Genomic DNA, 18,744 nt, shown 5'->3' with positions numbered 1-18,744 from the left:
CCCACGTGGGGAGCGGGAACGGCCACCGTCGGAGCGACGGGAACGTGAGTTCGCCGAGAACTGGGCACGGCGAGAGGAAGGGGATGTCAAGCGAACCTCCGGGACGTGGCACGTCGCACGGAGAAGCAGCGCCGAGATGACGGCGGCTGAGATCTCAGAGACGAGCCCGGGCGCAACAACGCGCCCTGGTGGGTGAAGCGGGTGCGCCCGATGGGGAAGCGGGTCGGCCGGGCGCTCATGATCGAGCCTAGCTGAGTACCCGACCGACCCGGATCCGCCGGGCCTATCGGTCCGACGCTCCCGCGGCCGGTGGCATTCCCAGCTCGGTGTGGAGCTCGTCGAGCAGCGTGGCGGGCCCGGCGTCCGCCGATAGGCCGTGCGCGATGAACCATTCGGCCATCTGCTGCGCGTCCCGTGCGAGGAAGGCGGGTCCCTGCGGGTTGCCGATCACGTCGACGACCTGCGGCAGGTCGATGAGCACCAGCCTGCCCTCGTGCACCAGGAGGTTGTACGCCGACAGGTCGCCGTGGGTGAGCCCCTGGCGGGCCAACCCGAGCAGCGCGTCCACCAGCTGGTGCCAGAGATCACACAGCTGCGGCGGGTCGGGCCGCAGCTGGGCGAGCCGTGGCGCGGCCGCCCCGTCGTCGGTCCCGATGAATTCCAGCAGCAGCTCCGTGCCGTCGACCTGCACGGGGTAGGGCACCGCCACGCCGGCGGACCAGAGCCGGCCGAGCGCGGCGAACTCGGCACCGGCCCACTGGCCGGCCAGCAGGTCGCGGCCGAAGCCGGTGCGGTTCGCCATCGCCCGCATCTCGCGGGAGCGGCGGACGCGCCTGCCCTCCAGGTAGCCGGCGTCGCGGTGGAACATCCGGTGCTCGGCTGAGCGGTACCGCTTCGCCGCCATCAACGTGCGACGGCCGGTGCCCGGCACGGCGCGCTCGACGAGGTGGACGTCTGCCTCCTTGCCGGTCTTGAGCACACCGAGCTCGGTGTCGACCGCGGCGTGTTCGGTGACCACCCACGCAGGCAGGGGCTCGGGACCGTGCTCGGCGCCGTCCCACGTGGACCAGCGATCGCCCTCGGGCGGCCCGTCGGGATCGATGCCGAAGCGCTCGTCGAGCGCGGCGAGATCGGTGGGATCCGTGTGGGGGCCACGACGGGGGTGGGTGTCGATGTCGTCGTCGAAGCGGCGGCGGCGCCGCTTGCGGGATGGTTCGGTGAACTGCTCGGGGTCGCGCAACGCGGGGTCTCCTGAGAAGAGGCGCCCCGCGGGCAGGTGTCAGCGCGGGGCGGGGATCGGACGGGGGCGGGCCACGTCCAGGACAGCGATCGACATGACGCACCTCCTCCTGTCCTCGGGCCGACACTCCGGCTGCTCGGCGACGACGATGACGGATGCCGATGTGGCCGCGCAACGCGTTTTCCCGGCTGCCCCGCGAGTGACTCGCGGGGTCAGGCCGCGAGGATGATCTCCAGGGCGTGCGTGCCCACGCGCTCCACCTGCATCCCGGCACGTCGGGCGATGGTCGCCACCGCGGCGGCGTCGGTGGGTTCGGCGCGGGTGCCGGCGAGCAGCCGGGCGAGCCTGCCCTTGTGCGCCTTGTTGAAGTGGCTCACCACGCTGCGGGAACCGTCGGGGCGCTCGGCCAGCACGGTGACGGTGATCGCGCCGGGCACCCGCCCCAGCGCGGCGTAGGAGCCCGACCGGAGGTCGACGACCAGCTCCTCGGCGGCGATCCCGGCCAGCACCGGCTCCAGCACCGGCTTCCAGCGGGCGGCGAGGGTGGGCCGGTCGGGCAGCGCGGAGCCCGCGGAGAGCCGGTAGGCAGGCACCGGGTCGTCGGCGCGGAGCAGCCCGAAGAGCGCCGACCCGACGGCCAGACGCGCCCTGGCCCGCTCGGCCGCGGCGCCGCGCAGCGACCGGACGTCGAGTGCGTCGTAGAGCACTCCGGTGTAGCGGTGCAGCGCCGGCATCGTCGGGGAGTCGAAGATCGCCGCGTTGCGGGCCACCTCGGCGTCCTGCTTGGGCGAGAGACCCAGGGCGCCACGGCTCGCCGCCACGTCCGCGGCCAGGTCGACGAGCTCGTTCACCAGCTCCTTGCGCACCGGGTCGAGCTCGGGGTGCGAGAGCGCATCCAGCCGCAGGGGCGGACCGTCGCCGCCCGAGACCTTGGTCTCCGACGGAGGTAGCAGGACGAGCACGCCTTCGAGGCTAGCGCGGGCCCGCCGGTATTCCCCGCAAGCCGCCCGCGATCCTGCGGTGGGCCCGACGCCGGGGATTTCGCCCTGTGACACGCATCTACCGGGTGCGGAACCTGTCACACCACTGCCGTCCGGTCTCGTCTACACGCCATGAACAGGGCCTCCGCAGCGAGCTTCCACGGCGGGCCGCACCTCGGCCCCGTCAGGGACGGTCCCGGCGACGAGGCCGGCAAGAGGCCTGCAGCGAGATCGCGGACGATCAGCAGACGGCTGGTCCGCACCGCCGGGTAGTGGCCCGGGTCACCCGGTCGAGTGGCCCATGGGTGACAGGTTGTGCGCAGATGACCTCCCCGTTACGGTCCACCGCGTGATCTGCCTCGTGGCGCGCCGGCATGTCGACTACATGCGGGTCACGAGCGCGGCCTGTCGCGGCCGCTGACTCGGCCCTCCGGCGACTCTCGGTCGCTGTTTCGACATCACCCGAACTCAAGGGAGAGAACTGTGTCCGACACCCCCGACCCGACGGCCGCCTGGTCCTTCGAGACCAAGCAGGTGCACGCCGGCGCCACGTCCGACCCCACGACCGGTGCGCGCGCGACCCCGATCTACCAGACCACGTCGTACACCTTCCGCGACACCGAGCACGCCGCCGCGCTCTTCGGGCTCACCGAGCTCGGCAACATCTACACGCGGATCATGAACCCCACGCAGGACGTGCTCGAGCAGCGCGTCGCGGCGCTCGAGGGCGGCATCGCCGCCGTCGCCTTCGCGTCCGGGCAGGCCGCACAGACGCTCGCGCTGCTGAACATCGCGGAGGCAGGCGACCACATCGTCTCCAGTGCCTCGCTCTACGGCGGCACCTACAACCTGTTCCACTACACGTTCCCGAAGCTGGGCATCGAGGTCTCGTTCGTCGAGAACCCCGACGACCTCGACGCGTGGCGCGCCGCCGTGCGGCCCAACACGAAGGCGTTCTACGCCGAGACACTGGGCAACCCCCGCGGCAACGTCCTGGACATCCGGGGGGTGGCGGACACGGCGCACGAGGTGGGTGTTCCGCTGGTCGTCGACAACACGGTGCCCACGCCCTACCTGCTGCGTCCGATCGAGCACGGCGCCGACATCGTGGTGCACTCGGCCACCAAGTTCCTGGGCGGTCACGGCACCGCGATCGGCGGCATCGTCGTCGACTCCGGGAAGTTCGCCTGGGGCGACCACGCCGAGCGCTACCCCGGACTGACCACCCCGGACCCGAGCTACCACGGCCTGAACTACTGGGACGCGCTCGGCCCGCAGTCCTACATCATCAAGTTGCGCGTCCAGCTGCTGCGTGACCTCGGCCCGGCGATCTCCCCGCAGAACAGCTTCCTGCTGATCCAGGGCATCGAGACGTTGTCGCTGCGGATGGAGCGCCACGTGCAGAACGCGCAGGCGCTCGCCCAGTGGCTGGAGCAGCGCGACGAGGTGGAGAAGGTCTACTACGCCGGGCTGCCGTCGAGCCCGTGGTACGAGGCCGGGCAGCGGTACCTGCCGCGCGGCGCGGGCGCCGTGGTGGCGTTCGACATCCAGGGTGGTGTGGAGGCCGGGCGCAGGTTCGTCGACGCGCTGGAGCTGCACAGCCACCTCGCCAACATCGGCGACGTCCGCAGCCTGGTGATCCACCCGGCCAGCACCACCCACAGCCAGCTCTCCGGCGAGGAGCAGCTCGCCACCGGGGTGACGCCTGGGCTGGTGCGCCTGTCGGTGGGTCTGGAGGGGATCGAGGACCTCAAGGCCGATCTCGACGCGGGCTTCCGCGCGGCCAAGGGAGCTTGAGCGGAGGGGTGACTCTAGTAGAGACCGAGCTTCCTCCCGCCACGGGTGCGTGGCGGGAGGGGGATCATCCCGGACGCCGTCAGTGGGTGGAGCTGTCCAGGCCGCTGCGCTTGGAGGCGGGCGGCGAGCTGCCCGGCGTCCGCATCGCGTACGAGACGTGGGGCACCCTCAACGCGGACGCGTCCAATGCCGTCCTGGTGCTGCACGCGCTCACCGGCGACAGCCACATCAGCGGCCCGGCCCAGGAGGGCCACCCGACCGCCGGATGGTGGGAGGGACTCATCGGGGCCGGGCGTGCCCTGGACCCCGCCGACTGGTTCGTGGTGGCGCCCAACGTCGTCGGCGGCTGCCAGGGCAGCACCGGACCCGCCTCGACGGCGCCCGACGGTCGGCCGTGGGGGAGTCGTTTCCCGCTGGTGACGCCTCGCGACTCCGTGGCCTCCGAGACCGTCCTCGCGGACGCCCTCGGCGTGGAGCGGTGGGCCTGCGTGGTCGGCGGGTCGATGGGTGGCATGCGCGCGCTCGAGTGGGCGGCCACCGAGCCCGACCGGGTGGACCGGCTCTTCCTGGTGGCGAGTCCCGCGGCCACCACGGCCGACCAGATCGGCTGGGCGGCTCCGCAGCTGGCGGCCATCCGCAGCGACCCCGGATGGCGCGGGGGCGACTACCACCACGCCCCGCCCGGGCAGGGCCCGCACGTGGGGCTGGGGATCGCGCGCCGGATGGCGCACCTGAGCTACCGCAGTGCCTACGAGCTGGGTGAGCGCTTCGGTCGCCGGGCGCAGGACGACGAGAACCCGTTCGACGGCGGCCGTTACGCGGTGGAGTCCTACCTCGACCACCACGCGGCCAAGCTCGTGTGGCGCTTCGACGCGGGGTCCTACGTGCGGCTCACCGAGATGATGAACGCCCACGACGTGGGGCGCGGCCGCGGTGGTGTGGCGGCGGGCCTCGCGCGGGTGAGGGCCCGCACGCTCGTCGCCGCGATCAGCTCCGACCGGCTGTACCCGCCCGAGCAGCAGGCGGAGCTTGCCGCCGGTATCCCGGGTGCCGGTCCGCTGCGCCTCATCGACTCCCCGTACGGCCATGACGGGTTCCTCATCGAGTCGCTGACCGTGGGATCGCTCGTCACGGAGTTGATGGAGCGCGCGATCCGGTAGTGGAAACGCGGAAGGCTCAGGGGGCGAGTTCTGTGGCGCGAGCCATGGTCGGCTCTCGTGACCGGGGCTAGGACTACCTCATGTCTGTCGATCTCTCGGTCGTTGTGGAGAAGTACGCCTTCCTGGAGGGCCCGCGCTGGCACGACGGGCGGCTCTGGCTCTCCGACTTCTTCATGGGCGTCGTGGTGTCCGTCGACCCGCCGGGTGAGCCCCGCGTGGAGGCGGAGGTACCGGCAGGCGCGTCCGGCACCGGCTGGCTGCCCGACGGACGCCTGCTGGTGGTGTCGATGCGCGATCGGCGGGTGTTGCGCCGTGAGCCCGACGGCACCCTCGTCGAGCACGCCGACCTGTCCCACATCGCCACCGGCTGGTGCAACGACATGGTCGTCGACCCGCAGGGCCGCGCCTATGTCGGGAACTTCGGTTATGACCTGATGGCGGGGGAGCAGGCGCGTCCGGCGCCGCTCGTGAGGGTCGACCCGGACGGAACGACGAACGTCGCCACCCAGGGCCTGAAGTTCCCCAACGGATCGGTGGTCATCGGGGACGTCCTCGTGGTGGGCGAGACGAACGGCAACAGGCTGAGCGCCTTCGACATCGCGCCCGACGGCACGCTCGGCCCGCGCCGCGACTGGGCGGCGTGGGATCCCGCGCGCGGCCGTGTCGCGCCCGACGGCATCTGTGCCGACGCCGAAGGCGCGATCTGGGTGGCCGACCCAGCGGGCAACCGGGCCATCCGGGTGCGCGAGGGCGGCGAGATCGTGCAGGTGGTGGAGCCGGGGACCGGCGTCTACGCGTGCGCGCTGGGTGGCGTGGACCGGCGGACCCTCTTCCTGTGCACGGCGCCCGGATTCCATGAACGGGATCGGCGCCATTCCCGTGAGGCGAAGGTGCTGGCCCTCCGCGTGGCCGTGCCGGGCGTGTGACCTGCGGTTCCGTGGCGGAGGAGTGGCCTTCTCGCGGAACCGGGACGACACCCACGGTGCCATTGCCCACTGGCGGTCGATGGTCTGCGGCCGGGTCCGGCAGGATCGGTTCGTGCACGAGCGTCCGACCGTCCTGCTGTCCGCCGCGATGTCGGTGGACGGCTGCATCGACGACGCGTCGCCCCAGCGTCTCGTGCTATCCGACGACGCCGACTGGGACCGCGTCGACGAGGTGCGGGCGAGTGTGGACGCGATTCTGGTAGGCGCCACGACGGTCCGCAGGGACGACCCGCGCCTGCTGGTCCGCTCGCAGGAGCGGGTCGCCGCACGTGTCGCGGCGGGCAGGCAGGCGCAGCTGCTCAAGGTCGTGATCAGCAGCCGAGGTGACCTCGACCCGGAAGCGCGGGTGTTCACGACCGGCGATACCGGCCGTGTCGTCTACGTGCCGTCGAGCGGGCTGGGGCCGGCCACCGAACGGCTGGCGCACGTGGCCGATGTGGTGGGGGCGGGCGACCCCCTCGACCTGCACCGCGTGCTGGGCGACCTCGCCGCGCGCGGGGTGCACCGGCTGCTCGTCGAGGGCGGCACGACGATGCACACGCTCTTCCTCAGCGCGGGCGTGGTCGACGAGCTGCACCTGGTCGTCGCCCCCTTCTTCGTCGGCGACGCCGACGCCCCGCGGTTCGTCGGCCCCGCGCGGTTCCCGCACGACAGCGCGCATCGCATGCGGCTCGCCGAGGCGCGCCCGATCGGCGACCAGGTACTGCTGCACTACGTGCTGGAGGGCAGTCGTGAGTGACCTCGACGACTGCGCGTTGCTCACGCGGGCCATCGAGCTGGCGCACCGGAGCCCGCCGTCGGCCACGGCGTTCTCGGTCGGCGCGCTCGTGGTGGCCGGGGACGCCACCGTGCTCGCCGAGGGCTGGTCGCGGATGCACGACTCTCACGACCACGCCGAGGAGGCCGCCCTCGCCTCGCTCGGCCGCGGCTGGCGGGCCCCGCCCGGCACCACCGTCTACAGCTCGCTCGAACCGTGCAGCGTCCGGGCGTCTCGCCCACGGACCTGCACGGAGCTGATCCTCGCCGCGGGGGTGGAGCGGGTGGTGTTCGCCTGGCGGGAGCCGTCCATCTTCGTCGACTGCGAGGGCGCGGAACTGCTGCGTGCGGCAGGCCTGGAGGTAGTCGAGGTGCCCGAGCTCGCCGAGGAGGTCCGCGCGGTGAACCGGCACCTGCTGGCCGGCTGAGAGCCCGCAGGCACGGCCCGGCGCGTCGCGACGGCGGGACGGGGGACGCCGGGGGCACTCGGGCCGCGGGTCGTCGCTACCCTTTCCCAGGTGTTGACCCGGATGTCGTCGCTGTTCCTGCGGACCCTGCGCGAGGACCCGGCCGACGCGGAAGTGCCGAGCCACAAGCTGCTCGTCCGCGCCGGCTACGTCCGACGCGTCGCGCCGGGGATCTACTCCTGGCTGCCGCTCGGGCTGAGGGTGCTGCGCGCGATCGAGCAGGTGGTGCGCGAGGAGATGGACGCCATCGGCGCCCAGGAGATCCACTTCCCGGCATTGCTGCCGCGCGAGCCCTACGAGGCCACGGGCCGCTGGACCGAGTACGGCCCCAACCTGTTCCGGCTCAAGGACCGCAGGGGCAACGACTACCTTCTCGGCCCCACGCACGAAGAGCTCTTCACCCAGCTGGTCAAGGGCGAGTACTCGTCCTACAAGGACTACCCGGTGATGCTCTACCAGATCCAGAACAAGTACCGGGACGAGGCGCGTCCGCGTGCGGGCATCCTGCGCGGCCGTGAGTTCCTGATGAAGGACTCCTACTCCTTCGACCTCACCGACGAGGGCCTCGCCGAGTCCTACCGGCTGCACCGCGCCGCCTACGTCCGGATCTTCGACCGGCTCGGGCTGAAGTACGTCATCGTGAAGGCCACGTCCGGGGCGATGGGCGGTTCGGCCTCCGAGGAGTTCCTGGCGGTGGCGCCCACCGGCGAGGACACGTTCGTCAGCAGCCCCGGTGGGTACGCGGCCAACGTCGAGGCCGTCACCACGCCCGCGCCTCCCGCCCGGCCGATCGAGGGACTGCCCCCGGCGCAGGCCCACCACACACCCGACACCCCCACGATCGAGACGCTCGTGGCGTTCCTGAACAACGCCGGTCTGGGCCGCACCTTCACCGCAGCCGACACGCTCAAGAACGTGCTGGTCAAGACGCGGCGCCCGGGGGCGGCCGAGTGGACCCTGCTCGGGGTGGGCGTGCCGGGAGACCGCGAGGTCGACATGAAGCGTCTGGAGGCCTCGCTCGAACCCGCAGAGGTCGCGCTGCTCGACGAGTCCGACTTCGCGAAGCACCCTTTCTTGGTCAAGGGCTACATCGGGCCGGGAGCGCTGGCCGCCAACGGCGTGCGCTACCTGGTCGATCCCCGGATCGTCCCCGGCACGGCGTGGGTCACCGGCGCGGACAAGATCGACCACCACGTCGTCGACCTCGTGTGCGGGCGTGACTTCACCCCGGACGGCACGGTCGAGGCGGCCGAGGTGCGCGAGGGCGACCCCGCTCCCGACGGCTCGGGCCCGCTTGAGGCGGCCCGTGGCATCGAGATCGGTCACGTGTTCCAACTCGGCCGCAAGTACGCCGACGCAGCCGGTCTCGACGCCCTCGGGCCCGACGGCAAGCCCGTGCGGATCACGATGGGCTCCTACGGGGTCGGTGTCTCCCGGCTCGTGGCGGTCATCGCGGAGCAGAGCTACGACGAGTCGGGCCTGATCTGGCCGCGCGGCGTCGCCCCGGCGGACGTGCACGTCGTCATCGCCGGGAAGACCGACGAGATCGTGGCAGGCGGCGAGCAGTTGGCCGCCGATCTCGAGGCGGCGGGCCTGCGGGTCATGCTCGACGACCGCAAGGCGTCGCCCGGGGTCAAGTTCGCCGACGCCGAGCTGATCGGCATCCCGACCATCGTCGTCGTCGGTCGCGGGCTCGCGAACGGGGTCGTCGAGGTGAAGGACAGACGCAGCGGTGACCGAATCGAGATACCGCTGAACGGCGCAGTGGAACAACTCGCCGATCTGGTGCGAAAGCAGTAGCGATCGACTCTGGCGGGTCGGCGCTGCACATGATCTTCTGTGCCCGTGTGACGTCGGGCGGTGCGAGAGGACGGGTATGCGTGAGCAACCCTGATCCCCCGCGTCGCCGTGAACGCGGTCTGCCGGTGCTCGACGCAGCGGACGCGAGGCTGCGGCACGACGGTCCAGCGGCGCTCCCCACGCGTGACGCTCGGATCCGGACCTGTGCCGTGCCCCTCGCCGTCGGCAGATCGTGCGCCCGGCGGTTCCGCGGGAGGAGGTAGACCCGAATGGAGTTCGACGCGCTACGGGCCGCCGTGGTGCCCGGTGGCGGGGTGGTCGGGCGCTGGCCCGGCCTGATCTGCGTAGCCGAGTGCGAGGACCGCGCCGTACTGCGCCGCCTCTTGGACGTGTGCGCGTCCACTGCGGGTCCGGATCCCGGCCGCACCGTGGCTCGGCGCCTGGCGATGTGGCTCGGCGGGCCCGACGCGCCGGGCTCGGGCCTGAGGTTCGGCACCGTCGCGATCAGCGGCGACCAGTGGGCGGTGTTCCTGTTCGGCTCGGTCGGGCTGGTCGTCCCTGGCAGCGGGATCGAACTGTCCGGCGCCGACGCCGCCACCTGGACCGACCGGCTGCTGTCGCGCCAGGACACCCCGGGTGTGCTCGTGCTCGAGGGCAGCCCCGTCCCGGCCGACCTCGTGGACGGCGTCCACGACCTGCGCTCCGGCGTGGTGCCGGGCGCCGGGGCGGTGCTGGTGCAGGTCCGGCGCAACTCGGGTGGTGACACGGCGGGGGAGATCGCCCCGCGGCGCACGCCCGAGCCCACGTGGCCCGACCTCGTGGACGTCCCGGGTGAGCTCGAGCGTTCCCCGTGGAGCATGACCGACACCGGGCCGCTCGCCACGAGCCGTCCGACGTTCCGGCAGCCCGTCGACGGCCTCGCCGAGGACAGCCCCATCTGGCGCGGGGTGCTCGGCGGCCGCGACGCCACGGTCGGCGACGTCCTGAGTGGTGACCTGTCGGGCGGTGACGTCCTCGGCGGCGACCTCGGCGACAGCCGGTCCGGCGGCAATGGTTCCGCCACCGGCCGCACGAGTTCCGGGCTGAGCGGCGCGGGATGGCCCACCACCACCCGGCGCACCGGTCCCGACCGGTCGAGTGGCCCGTCCGGCACCCGCCGCGGACGGACGGGGCGATCCGGTGCGAGCCGGGGCGGCCTCGGTGCCAACGGGTCCGTGCTGCGGGCGGTCGGGAGCCGCGACTTCGAGGGTCCCGAACGGGGTGGCACGGACGACGGGGCGAGCCGCGACGACTCCGATGGCGGACGAGCCGATGACGGTGGTCCACCGGGCGCGGCGGCCGCCGAGAGCGAGGCGGCCCTGCTCGGTTCCGCAGGCCGCGAGTCCGAACGCGACACGTCCGGCGGCGAGGTGCGCGATCCCGCCACGACGACGAGCCTGAACGGCTCGGCCCCGCCGGCCGAGGAGCGCCGCGCCGCGGCCGCGGAGGCCGGGGCGGGCAGGAGCGCCCTGCGACCGGTGGGCGAGGCCGATCCCCGCAGGGAGGAGCGCGAGCGCGGCCAGTCCGGCCACACCGCCCGCTCCGCCGCGGCCGAAGCGCAGGCACGGGCATCGGCCCGCAGTGGATCGGGCGGTTTCGGGAAGGGACGGGGCGCTCCGGGCGACACTGCTCCGGACGGCAGTGCTCCAGGTGGCGCCGACGCCGATGCCGGCGAGCCGGGCGCCGCGACGCCGGGGATCGACGAGCGCGGAGCCCGTACGGGATCGGATTCGACCTCTACCGCTGCCGGCCGCCGTGATACCCGGCCCAGCGATGACTCCGGTCCCGTCGTCCCCGACGGTGCCGATGCGGGCCGCGCAGGCGGCGGCGAGTCGAGAAGCGCCGGATCGGGCCGCGTGAGCTCGACAGGTTCCGGCTCGAACCGTGCCGCTGTGAACGGCGCCGGGGCGAATCGCACGGGGTCGACCGGTGCCGCCTCGATCGATGCCGGGGTGAACTGGGCCGGCTCGACCGGTGCCGGAGCCAACGGCTCGGGTTCGAACCGTGCGGCGAACGGTGCCGGAGCGACTGGCGCCGCGGCCAACGGTGCTGCGGCGAACGGTGCTGTTGCCAACGGTGCCGGGACGAACGGTGCCGGGACGAACCGGATCGGGTCGACCGGCGCCGGGGCGGGCGGTGCCGGCTCGACCGGCGCCGTCGTGAACGGGTCCGAGTCGAACGCAGCGAAGCAGAGCCCTCCGCCGGGCCGGACCGACACCGGCCGTGCCACGCGTGGCGGCGAAACGGGCAGAGCCGGGTCGGGAGGCTCCGCAACGGGCGCAGCATCGGCCCGCACCGGCTCGGGCCCCGCCGCACAGCGCGGCGGACAAGGAGACCGTGCGGAGCGGGGAGCTCCCGGCACCGACCGTGGCGACGCGGGCCGAGGCTCTTCGGGCCGGAACGGGTCCTCGGGCACGGGCAAGGCGGAGGCGCGTCGCGGTACCTCCGGCGGCGGTCCGCGCAGCGCCGACATCCGCAGCGCCGATATGCACGGTGCTGATGTCCGGAATGCTGACCCGGGTCGGTCCGGTGACGGCCGTGGCGACCAGGGACGGGCCGACAAGGCCCTCACCGACGGCGGGTCCGGTGCTCAGCCGGACGTGCGCGACCCGGCCGGCGCAGAGGCAGGGTCGGGCGGCGGCGTCGCCGTCGTGTCCCGGCTGGTACCGCGGGAGACCGCCGGTGGTGCCGCCACCCCGGCGATCGACGAGACCAGCGTGGGTTCCGTCCATCCCCTCGCCGACCTCCCGCGCCGCCGCCCCGCCGCCGGCGGGGCCGAGTCGTCACAGCCCGAGTCCGACCAGTGGTTCGCGAGCAACACCGACATCGCCGAGGCCGCCGCTCCCTCACGGCAGGGACGACCCCGGCACGGCAGGCCCGAAGCCGACGAATCCGCTGCCGCGCAGAAGGGGGGTGGTGGCGCCCCCGCTCAGGCAGGGCAGGCTGTCGCCCCTGGATCGACGACGCAGACCCAGCTACGGGCCGAACGGGTGCTCGGGGTCGTGCAGGCCGAACCGGCACGATCGCAGGAGGCCGAGCCGGCCACCGTCGGCGTCGCGTCCGCCGAGGCCCTCGCCACCAGCGCCCCCGGCGGGGACGTGGCCGAGGCAGGTTCCGCTGCGACCGACACACCGCAGGTCCGAGGCCATCTCTGCCCGCGCGGCCACCTCAACGACCCGCGGGCGCAGTTCTGCCTGTCGTGCGGCGCCCGGGTGGAGGAGGGCGGTGGCGAGCTCGTGTCCGGCCCGCGTCCGCCGCTGGGCATGCTGATCTTCGACGACGGGGTCACCCACACCGTCGACGCCGACCATCTCGTGGGCCGCATGCCGGAAGCCGATCCACGGGTGCGCGCAGGCTCGTTGCGTTCCCTTCTCATCGAGGACCCGTCCGGCGCGGTGTCGCGGGTGCACGCCGAGATCCGCCTCAACGGCTGGGACGTGCTGCTCGTCGACTCCGGATCCCGCAACGGCACGTTCGTGGCCGGCCCGGGCGAGTCGGCGTGGACACCGCTCCCGGCCCGGCAGTCACGGTGGCTGGTGCCGGGCACGCGGGTGCGGCTGGGTGGGCGGACGTTCCTGTTCGAGGCGCCGCCCGGGGTGCGCTGACCCCGGTCGGCCCTGTCGCGGGCCGACCGGGTGGCCGGTCAGATGGTGGTGGGCCGGGCGCTCGCCACGATCGCGTCGAGCGCCGCACGGGTCGGTGACGGGGGAGCGTCGGGCGGCCCACCCGCGTCGTCCCCGTTCACCACGAGCAGTGCCATCGCGGGCCGCCCGTCCGGCCCGGAGGTCGGCACGGCGAGCACGAGAACCGTGCCCTCGGTCGCGAGGCATCCGTCGTCCGTGGCCGTGTGCGCCGTGGCCTCCACGAGGTTGCCCTGAATGCCGCCGACGTCGATGGTCTGCGCATTGCTCGCGCTGACGTCCGGGCGCGAGCCGTCCGGTGGCGTGTAGAAAGCCTGCGCCAGGCCCTGCGCGAGCGCGGGCAAGGACGTGAGCGAGACCGTTCCCGGCAGCACTGCGCTCGCGACGATCCCGCGGACGAAGGACCGGCCTGCGCACTCGTACTCGGGGCCTCTGGCCACGCCGGCGAAGGTCAGCCCGAACGGGTTGGTCAGCGGTTCGCCACCCTGCGTCCAGTCCGTGGGCACGGCGTAGCTGAGGGTGGGGGTCTGGATCGGGGTCATCGGCCCTGCCGCCGCGGTGCCGCCCGGTTTGAGCAGCAGGTAGCCGGCGACGCCGAGCCCGGCGAGCACGAGCGCGCCCACAGCGATCATCGCGACCACCGTGGTGCGGTTGCGGCGGGTCGGGCCGGCGGGCGCCGCTGCAGGTGCGGGGTCGGACCACGGCTGCTGACCGGGCCAGGGCTGCTGTCCCGGTGCCGGCGGCTGCCACGATCCTGCGGGCTGACCCGATGTCGGGCCCGCCCAGGGCGACGGCCCGGCGCCGGGTCCGCCGGGCCACGATTGCCCCGCCGGTCCGGGCGGGGGCGGCGCGGGGCCCCACGGCGCGGGCGGGGTGGGCGGCCCCCACGCCCTGGCGTCCCCGGGCGGCGGTGGCGCGTCGACGGCGGGCATACCCCACGGCGCCGTCTCCGGCGCGGCCTGCGACGGCGCGATCCAGACCGTGTTGTCTCCCGTCCCGCCCTGCCCTGCGCCAGGTGCGGGCTCGGGCCCCGCATCGGGGAGGGGCTGAGGCCCGGTCTCGGGGACGGGGTAGGGCGCGGTCCCGGTAACCGGTTGGGGTCCGGTCTCGGAGACGGGCTGGGGCCCCGTTTCCGGCACGGACCGAGGCCCGGTCTCGGGCGCTGCGTCGGGTGCTGCGTCAGGCGTGGCGTCCGGGGAGCCGGCGTGTGAACCGGGCTCCGGCGGCGCGGTCGCCCCGCTCGGTCGCTGGTCGTCGGGCCCAGGCTGCGGCGGGTGGGCTCCACCGGTCGTCGTCACGGATCAAGGGTAGTTGTACGCCTTTCGGCTCATCCGGTGAGGAACGACAGCCTGACCGAGCGCACGGGGTTGTCACCGTTCGTGTCCACGAGGCAGACCGACTGCCAGGTCCCGAGGGCGGTGCGTCCGTCGAGCACCGGGACGGACATCGACGGCGCGATGATCGCGGGCAGGACGTGGTCGCGGCCGTGGCCGGGGCTTCCGTGCCGGTGCCGCCAGCGCTCGTCGGCGGGAAGCAGGTCGCGCAGCGCGGCGAGCAGGTCGGTGTCGCTGCCGGCGCCGGTCTCGATCACCGCGAGGCCGGCGGTCGCGTGCGGAACCCACACGTTCAGAAGGCCCTCACGGGCGTCGACGGAACGCAGGAAGGCGGCGATCTCGTCGGTCAGGTCCACCACGGCCTCGCGACCGCCGGTCCTGATCTCGATCAGCTGGCTGTCCATTCTCGTAGTGTCCCTGTACATGCGCAGCGCCTTCGGTCAGCAGTTCGACGTCCCCTCCGGTTACCTCAACACCGCCGGCATCGGGATCCCCTCGGTGGCGGTCGCCGACGCCGTCGAGGCCGCGATCCGGGGGTGGCGCACCGGTGGCGGGCGGCCGGGCGAGTTCGACGAGCCCGTGGAGGTCGCCCGTGCCGCCTTCGGCAAGCTCGTCGGTGTGGATGCGGGCCGAGTGGCGATCGGCTCGGCGGTGTCACCGCTGCTGGGGCTGATCGCCGCGAGCGTTCCCGACGGAACCCGGGTGCTCGTCGCTTCGGGCGAGTTCACCAGCGTGACCTGGCCTTTCGCGGCCCAAGCCGCACGCGGTGTGACCGTCACGGAGGCCGAGCTCGGGAAGCTGGGGGACCTGGCAGGGGAGTACGACCTCGTCGCGGTGAGCGTCGTGCAGTCCGCCGACGGTGGCGTCGTCGACCTCGACGCCCTGCGGGCCGCGCAGGCGGGAGGCACGAGGGTGGTGCTGGACGCCACCCAGGCGCTCGGCTGGTTCGACGCCGACCTCGGCTGGGCCGACGTCGTGGTCTCGGCTGCGTACAAGTGGCTGCTCACCCCGCGCGGGGTGGCGTGGATGGCCGTAGGCCCCGGGTTCGAGGTCGTGCCCCACCAGGCCGGGTGGTACGCCGCAGCGGACCGGTGGGGGAACATCTACGGGCTGCCGATGCAGCTGGCCCCCGACGCCCGGTCCCTCGACACGTCGCCGGCCTGGTACTGCCAGGCTGGCGCGGCTGTAGCCCTGCCGTGGCTCGCCGGGCTCGACCGCGCGGCCGTGCACGCCCACTGCGTGGGCCTCGCGAACGGGTTCCGGGCCGCCCTCGGGATGGAGCCCGCGGAATCCGCGATCGTCGCCGTCCGTACGCCCGGGGCGATGGACCGCCTGACCGCGGCCGGGGTGGTGGCGAGCGGACGCGCCGGAGCCGCGCGCCTGGCGTTCCACCTCTACAACACCGACGCCGACCGCGACCGGGCTCTCGACGCCCTCACCGGCTGACGGCTCGACCGGCCCTGGACGTCAGGCGCTGCCCGGGAAGACCAGGATCGAGGGCTGGTCCTTCGTGACCGCGCGCCACACCGCGCAGCGCAGCGTGCCATTCGTGAGGACGTCGAGCGCGGCCTGGCGGAGCGAGCGATCGCTGGTGCGCTCCACCACCGAGCGCCACGCCGCCAGCGCGTCGGTCTCCGCGACGACCGCGAGCGCCGCCGCGGACGGCCCGTCGACGACCGGCTTCGGTGTCTGGTACGCGGGCTGGGCCGAGACGGGCTGGACACCGAGGTCGCTGAGCGTCTGCTCGAGCTGCCCGCGCACCGCCCGGTGCGCGTCGGCGTCGGCACGGGCAGTCGATACCTGGTCGGCGGGCAGGAACGCGGGGATGAGCGTGTAGCACCAGACGGCAGCGTGCTCGGCCGCGAGCGCGTCCTGCAGTGCGTCCACTGCGGCCTTGTCGATCCCGATCGCTCCGGTCGGCGGTGTGCCGCTCATCTGAGCACCTGTGCGTAGGCCGCGCAGCACGCTGCCACCGAGGCGACGAGCCCGACGCGATCGGGGGGCAGGGTGAGCGCCGCGGCGGCGGCCGACTGTCCGGAGGCGAGGACCGCGTCGCGTACCTCGGCGAGCGTGACGGTGCGGGCGGTGGCCTGGGCCGGTGGCCGGCTGGGCTGCGATGGGTCGAGGCGGGCCACCTCGGCGTCGAGGGCCTGGGCGTGCGCGGTGCGTGCGTCGACCAACGGCTGGATCCGCGGGGCGAGGGCGGGAGTGGACGCGAGGGCCGTGGCAGCCAGCGCCACGTCGCTGCGGGCGGCGTCGGCGAGCGCGATCAGTGGATCGGGGCCTGATTGCGTGCTCGTGCCGATCGCGCAACCGGCCAGGGCGGGTGGGAGAAGGAGGAGACCGGTGATCAACTGGCGACGGGTGATCCCGGGTGCTGAAGCAGACCCGGGATGCTCTCGCACGGAAACTCCTCACGCAGCGCGTTACGGCCATATCCTGCCAGGCCGCTGTGAGGGCCGGGCGCGATACCCTGGCAAACTCACCGCACCCGCCCAGCGACATCCGCCGCTGCCGCGCAGGCGGAGAGAACCGAAACGAGCAGGAGTCATCCGATGCCCTCCCCCCGCCCCGCGCAGGAAGCCGGGCAGCCGCCCGGACAGCTGCACGGCGTGCTGGAACCGATTGTCCGGGATGCCGGATTCGAGCTGGACCAGCTCGACGTGCGCTCCGCGGGCCGTCGTCACACCATCAAGGTCGTGGTGGACTCCGAATCCGGCATCGGGCTCGACGACATCGCGCAGCTGTCCCGGGCCGTCTCGGCCGAGCTGGACCAGCACGAGCACCTCATCCCCGGCTCCTACACCCTCGAGGTCACCTCACCGGGCGTCGACCGGCCTCTGACGGGTCCCCGGCACTGGCGCCGGGCGCACCTGCGTCAGGTCGCGGTCCGCACGCGCGAGGGCGACACGTTCACGGGCCGGGTCGGCCCGGCAGGCGAGGAGGCCGTCACCGTCCTCGTCGACGGCGAGTTGCGCGGGCTGCGCTACGCCGACGTGGAACACGCCGGCGTCCAGGTGGAGTTCCGGCCCGCGCCGGAGGCCGAGCTGCAGCTGCTGCAGGGGGCGTCCGAGCCACCTGAGGAGGACACGGCATGAACGTCGACATCGCGGCGCTGCGCACCATCGAGCGCGAGAAGGACATCCCCTTCGAAACGGTCATCGAAGCCATCGAGACCGCCCTTCTCACCGCCTACAAACACACGGACGGCCACCAGCCCCACGCGCGCATCGACATCGATCGCAAGACGGGCGCGGTCCGCGTGATGGCCCAGGAGGTCGGCTCGGACGGGGCTGTCGCGTCCGAATGGGACGACACCCCTGAGGGCTTCGGCCGGATCGCGGCCACCACCGCGCGCCAGGTGATCGTGCAGCGCCTGCGCGACGCCGAGCACGAGCGCACCTACGGCGAGTTCGCGGCGAAGGAGGGCGAGATCGTCGCGGGCGTCATTCAGCGCGACGCCCGCGCCAACGCCCGTGGCGTGGTGATCGTCCAGCTGAGCCCGCAGACCGAAGGCGTGCTGCCACAGGCCGAGCAGGTCCCTGGTGAGAAGTACGAGCACGGCTCACGGATCCGCTGCTACGTGGTCGGCGTGACGCGGGGAATGCGTGGGACGCAGATCACGTTGAGCAGAACGCATCCCAACCTCGTGCGCAAGCTCTTCGCGCTTGAGGTACCGGAGATCGTCGACGGGTCCGTGGAGATCGTCGCCGTGGCCCGGGAGGCCGGACACCGCTCGAAGATCGCCGTCCGGTCCACCGTGCCGGGCGTCAACCCCAAGGGCGCCTGCATCGGCCCGGTCGGGGCGAGGGTGCGCGGGGTCATGAGCGAGCTGGCCGGGGAGAAGATCGACATCATCGACTGGTCCGACGACCCGGCGACCTTTGTGGGCAACGCCCTCTCGCCGTCCAAAGTGGTGTCGGTCACGGTCCTCGACGCGCGCACGAAGACCGCGCGGGTGGTCGTGCCCGACTTCCAGCTGTCGCTGGCGATCGGCAAGGAAGGTCAGAACGCCCGGTTGGCGGCCCGGCTCACCGGATGGAGGATCGACATCCGCAGCGACGCCGATCCTCGGGGGGCTGTGGATGCGCCAGAGTCGGAGTCGGTCGGCTGATCCGCGAGGCACCCCGCGAGGGCGGAACGAATCACACTGCTGCGCTACACTCCACCTCGGCCCACAGCTCGAATTCGGCCCTCGCTCGTCCGACGCCCACCCCGGATCCGCGATCCGCGGCGGGACCCGTCCGGACCTGCATAGGATGCCGAAGCCGATCGGTGGTCGACGGTCTGTTGCGGGTCGTCGTGGTGGATGGGGTCCTCACCCCTGACCCACGGCGGCGGCTTCCCGGGCGAGGTGCATGGTTGCATCCGGCTTCGGAGTGCCTGGACCGTGCCGAGCGGCGCTCGGCGTTCCCGCGGGCGCTGCGCGTCCCGGGTCCGCTGGACACCGGTCCGGTACGGGCCAGAATCGAGTGTGAGGTCGGAGCGAGCACGTGAACGATGCAATGCAGATGGGCAGTACCGCGAGCGGGGTCCGGGAAAGA

At 73.2% G+C, this 18,744-nt stretch carries 17 protein-coding genes; 11 read left to right on the top strand and 6 right to left on the bottom strand.

What is annotated here, in order from left to right; genetic code table 11:
- Nucleotides 1-283 precede the first annotated feature (283 nt).
- Entirely contained in the window at nt 284-1,240 is a 957-nt protein-coding gene (locus ABD743_RS28085) for a serine protein kinase RIO (RefSeq protein WP_344725351.1), read from the bottom strand.
- A gap of 212 nt (nt 1,241-1,452) precedes the next feature.
- Nucleotides 1,453-2,202, bottom strand: coding sequence for a peroxide stress protein YaaA (gene yaaA / locus ABD743_RS28080; protein WP_344725350.1), 750 nt, complete (start codon nt 2,200-2,202; stop codon nt 1,453-1,455).
- 501 nt (nt 2,203-2,703) lie between these two features.
- On the opposite strand from yaaA, the gene ABD743_RS28075 reads away from it, so the two are divergent.
- The 7 genes from ABD743_RS28075 (at nt 2,704) to ABD743_RS28045 (ending at nt 12,830) form a co-directional block, all read left to right on the top strand.
- Nucleotides 2,704-4,017 (top strand): bifunctional o-acetylhomoserine/o-acetylserine sulfhydrylase, encoded by a 1,314-nt coding sequence (locus tag ABD743_RS28075; protein WP_344725349.1) that lies wholly within the window; start codon nt 2,704-2,706, stop codon nt 4,015-4,017.
- 8 nt (nt 4,018-4,025) lie between these two features.
- Complete coding sequence (metX, locus tag ABD743_RS28070; RefSeq protein ID WP_344725348.1) at nt 4,026-5,177, top strand: homoserine O-acetyltransferase MetX; 1,152 nt, start codon at nt 4,026-4,028, stop codon at nt 5,175-5,177.
- 80 nt (nt 5,178-5,257) lie between these two features.
- Nucleotides 5,258-6,103: an SMP-30/gluconolactonase/LRE family protein gene (locus ABD743_RS28065; RefSeq protein ID WP_344725347.1), complete on the top strand. Its 846-nt coding sequence runs from the start codon at nt 5,258-5,260 to the stop codon at nt 6,101-6,103.
- Between the two features lie 112 nt (nt 6,104-6,215).
- On the top strand, nt 6,216-6,902 hold the full coding sequence (locus ABD743_RS28060; RefSeq protein ID WP_344725346.1) for a RibD family protein: 687 nt from the start codon (nt 6,216-6,218) through the stop codon (nt 6,900-6,902).
- Nucleotides 6,895-7,347: a cytidine/deoxycytidylate deaminase family protein gene (locus tag ABD743_RS28055; RefSeq protein WP_344725345.1), complete on the top strand. Its 453-nt coding sequence runs from the start codon at nt 6,895-6,897 to the stop codon at nt 7,345-7,347. The genes ABD743_RS28060 and ABD743_RS28055 overlap by 8 nt, the downstream gene beginning before the upstream one ends.
- 90 nt (nt 7,348-7,437) lie before the next feature.
- Nucleotides 7,438-9,186, top strand: a complete 1,749-nt coding sequence (locus ABD743_RS28050) for a proline--tRNA ligase (RefSeq protein ID WP_344725344.1) — start codon at nt 7,438-7,440, stop codon at nt 9,184-9,186.
- A gap of 269 nt (nt 9,187-9,455) precedes the next feature.
- The gene (locus ABD743_RS28045; RefSeq protein ID WP_344725343.1) at nt 9,456-12,830 is read left to right on the top strand and encodes an FHA domain-containing protein; all 3,375 of its coding nucleotides are present in this window, start codon (nt 9,456-9,458) and stop codon (nt 12,828-12,830) included.
- A 38-nt stretch (nt 12,831-12,868) separates the two neighbouring features.
- On the opposite strand, the gene ABD743_RS28040 is transcribed toward ABD743_RS28045, so the two are convergent.
- Together ABD743_RS28040 and ABD743_RS28035 are read right to left on the bottom strand one after the other, a co-directional pair.
- Nucleotides 12,869-14,164 carry a DUF8017 domain-containing protein gene (locus ABD743_RS28040; RefSeq protein WP_344725342.1) on the bottom strand — a complete coding sequence of 432 codons (1,296 nt, stop codon included), beginning with the start codon at nt 14,162-14,164 and terminating at the stop codon, nt 12,869-12,871.
- A gap of 29 nt (nt 14,165-14,193) precedes the next feature.
- Nucleotides 14,194-14,604, bottom strand: a complete 411-nt coding sequence (locus ABD743_RS28035) for a secondary thiamine-phosphate synthase enzyme YjbQ (RefSeq protein WP_344725341.1) — start codon at nt 14,602-14,604, stop codon at nt 14,194-14,196.
- Nucleotides 14,605-14,623: 19 nt separating this feature from the next.
- On the opposite strand from ABD743_RS28035, the gene ABD743_RS28030 reads away from it, so the two are divergent.
- Nucleotides 14,624-15,646, top strand: coding sequence for an aminotransferase class V-fold PLP-dependent enzyme (locus ABD743_RS28030; protein ID WP_344725340.1), 1,023 nt, complete (start codon nt 14,624-14,626; stop codon nt 15,644-15,646).
- Between the two features lie 21 nt (nt 15,647-15,667).
- Here ABD743_RS28030 and ABD743_RS28025 read toward each other — a convergent pair whose 3' ends face one another.
- Nucleotides 15,668-16,135: a ferritin-like domain-containing protein gene (locus ABD743_RS28025; RefSeq protein WP_344725339.1), complete on the bottom strand. Its 468-nt coding sequence runs from the start codon at nt 16,133-16,135 to the stop codon at nt 15,668-15,670.
- On the bottom strand, nt 16,132-16,605 hold the full coding sequence (locus tag ABD743_RS28020) for a hypothetical protein (protein ID WP_344725338.1): 474 nt from the start codon (nt 16,603-16,605) through the stop codon (nt 16,132-16,134). The genes ABD743_RS28025 and ABD743_RS28020 overlap by 4 nt, the downstream gene beginning before the upstream one ends.
- Nucleotides 16,606-16,755: 150 nt before the next feature.
- Here ABD743_RS28020 and rimP point away from each other — a divergent pair, with 150 nt between their 5' ends.
- From rimP to ABD743_RS44595, 3 genes are read left to right on the top strand one after another with little or no spacing between them, the layout of a single operon-like run.
- On the top strand, nt 16,756-17,298 hold the full coding sequence (gene rimP, locus ABD743_RS28015; protein WP_344725337.1) for a ribosome maturation factor RimP: 543 nt from the start codon (nt 16,756-16,758) through the stop codon (nt 17,296-17,298).
- The gene (gene nusA, locus ABD743_RS28010; RefSeq protein ID WP_344725336.1) at nt 17,295-18,314 is read left to right on the top strand and encodes a transcription termination factor NusA; all 1,020 of its coding nucleotides are present in this window, start codon (nt 17,295-17,297) and stop codon (nt 18,312-18,314) included. The genes rimP and nusA overlap by 4 nt, the downstream gene beginning before the upstream one ends.
- Nucleotides 18,239-18,697, top strand: a complete 459-nt coding sequence (locus tag ABD743_RS44595) for a YlxR family protein (RefSeq protein ID WP_379659104.1) — start codon at nt 18,239-18,241, stop codon at nt 18,695-18,697. Before nusA ends, ABD743_RS44595 begins: the two co-directional genes overlap by 76 nt.
- Nucleotides 18,698-18,744: the final 47 nt, after the last annotated feature.

Source organism: Pseudonocardia yunnanensis (assembly GCF_039534065.1).
GTDB lineage: Bacteria > Actinomycetota > Actinomycetes > Mycobacteriales > Pseudonocardiaceae > Pseudonocardia > Pseudonocardia yunnanensis.
This window is presented reverse-complemented; position numbering and strand designations above follow the sequence as displayed.

Bases quoted from the DNA above. Each gene is read 5' to 3' on its own strand.
- ABD743_RS28065 (WP_344725347.1), top strand. From the start codon at position 5,258: ATGTCTGTCGATCTCTCGGTCGTTGTGGAGAAGTACGCCTTCCTGGAG.
- ABD743_RS28045 (WP_344725343.1), top strand. From the start codon at position 9,456: ATGGAGTTCGACGCGCTACGGGCCGCCGTGGTGCCCGGTGGCGGGGTG.
- ABD743_RS28035 (WP_344725341.1), bottom strand. From the start codon at position 14,604: ATGGACAGCCAGCTGATCGAGATCAGGACCGGCGGTCGCGAGGCCGTG.
- ABD743_RS28030 (WP_344725340.1), top strand. From the start codon at position 14,624: ATGCGCAGCGCCTTCGGTCAGCAGTTCGACGTCCCCTCCGGTTACCTC.
- ABD743_RS28025 (WP_344725339.1), bottom strand. From the start codon at position 16,135: ATGAGCGGCACACCGCCGACCGGAGCGATCGGGATCGACAAGGCCGCA.
- rimP (WP_344725337.1), top strand. From the start codon at position 16,756: ATGCCCTCCCCCCGCCCCGCGCAGGAAGCCGGGCAGCCGCCCGGACAG.
- nusA (WP_344725336.1), top strand. From the start codon at position 17,295: ATGAACGTCGACATCGCGGCGCTGCGCACCATCGAGCGCGAGAAGGAC.
- ABD743_RS44595 (WP_379659104.1), top strand. From the start codon at position 18,239: ATGGAGGATCGACATCCGCAGCGACGCCGATCCTCGGGGGGCTGTGGA.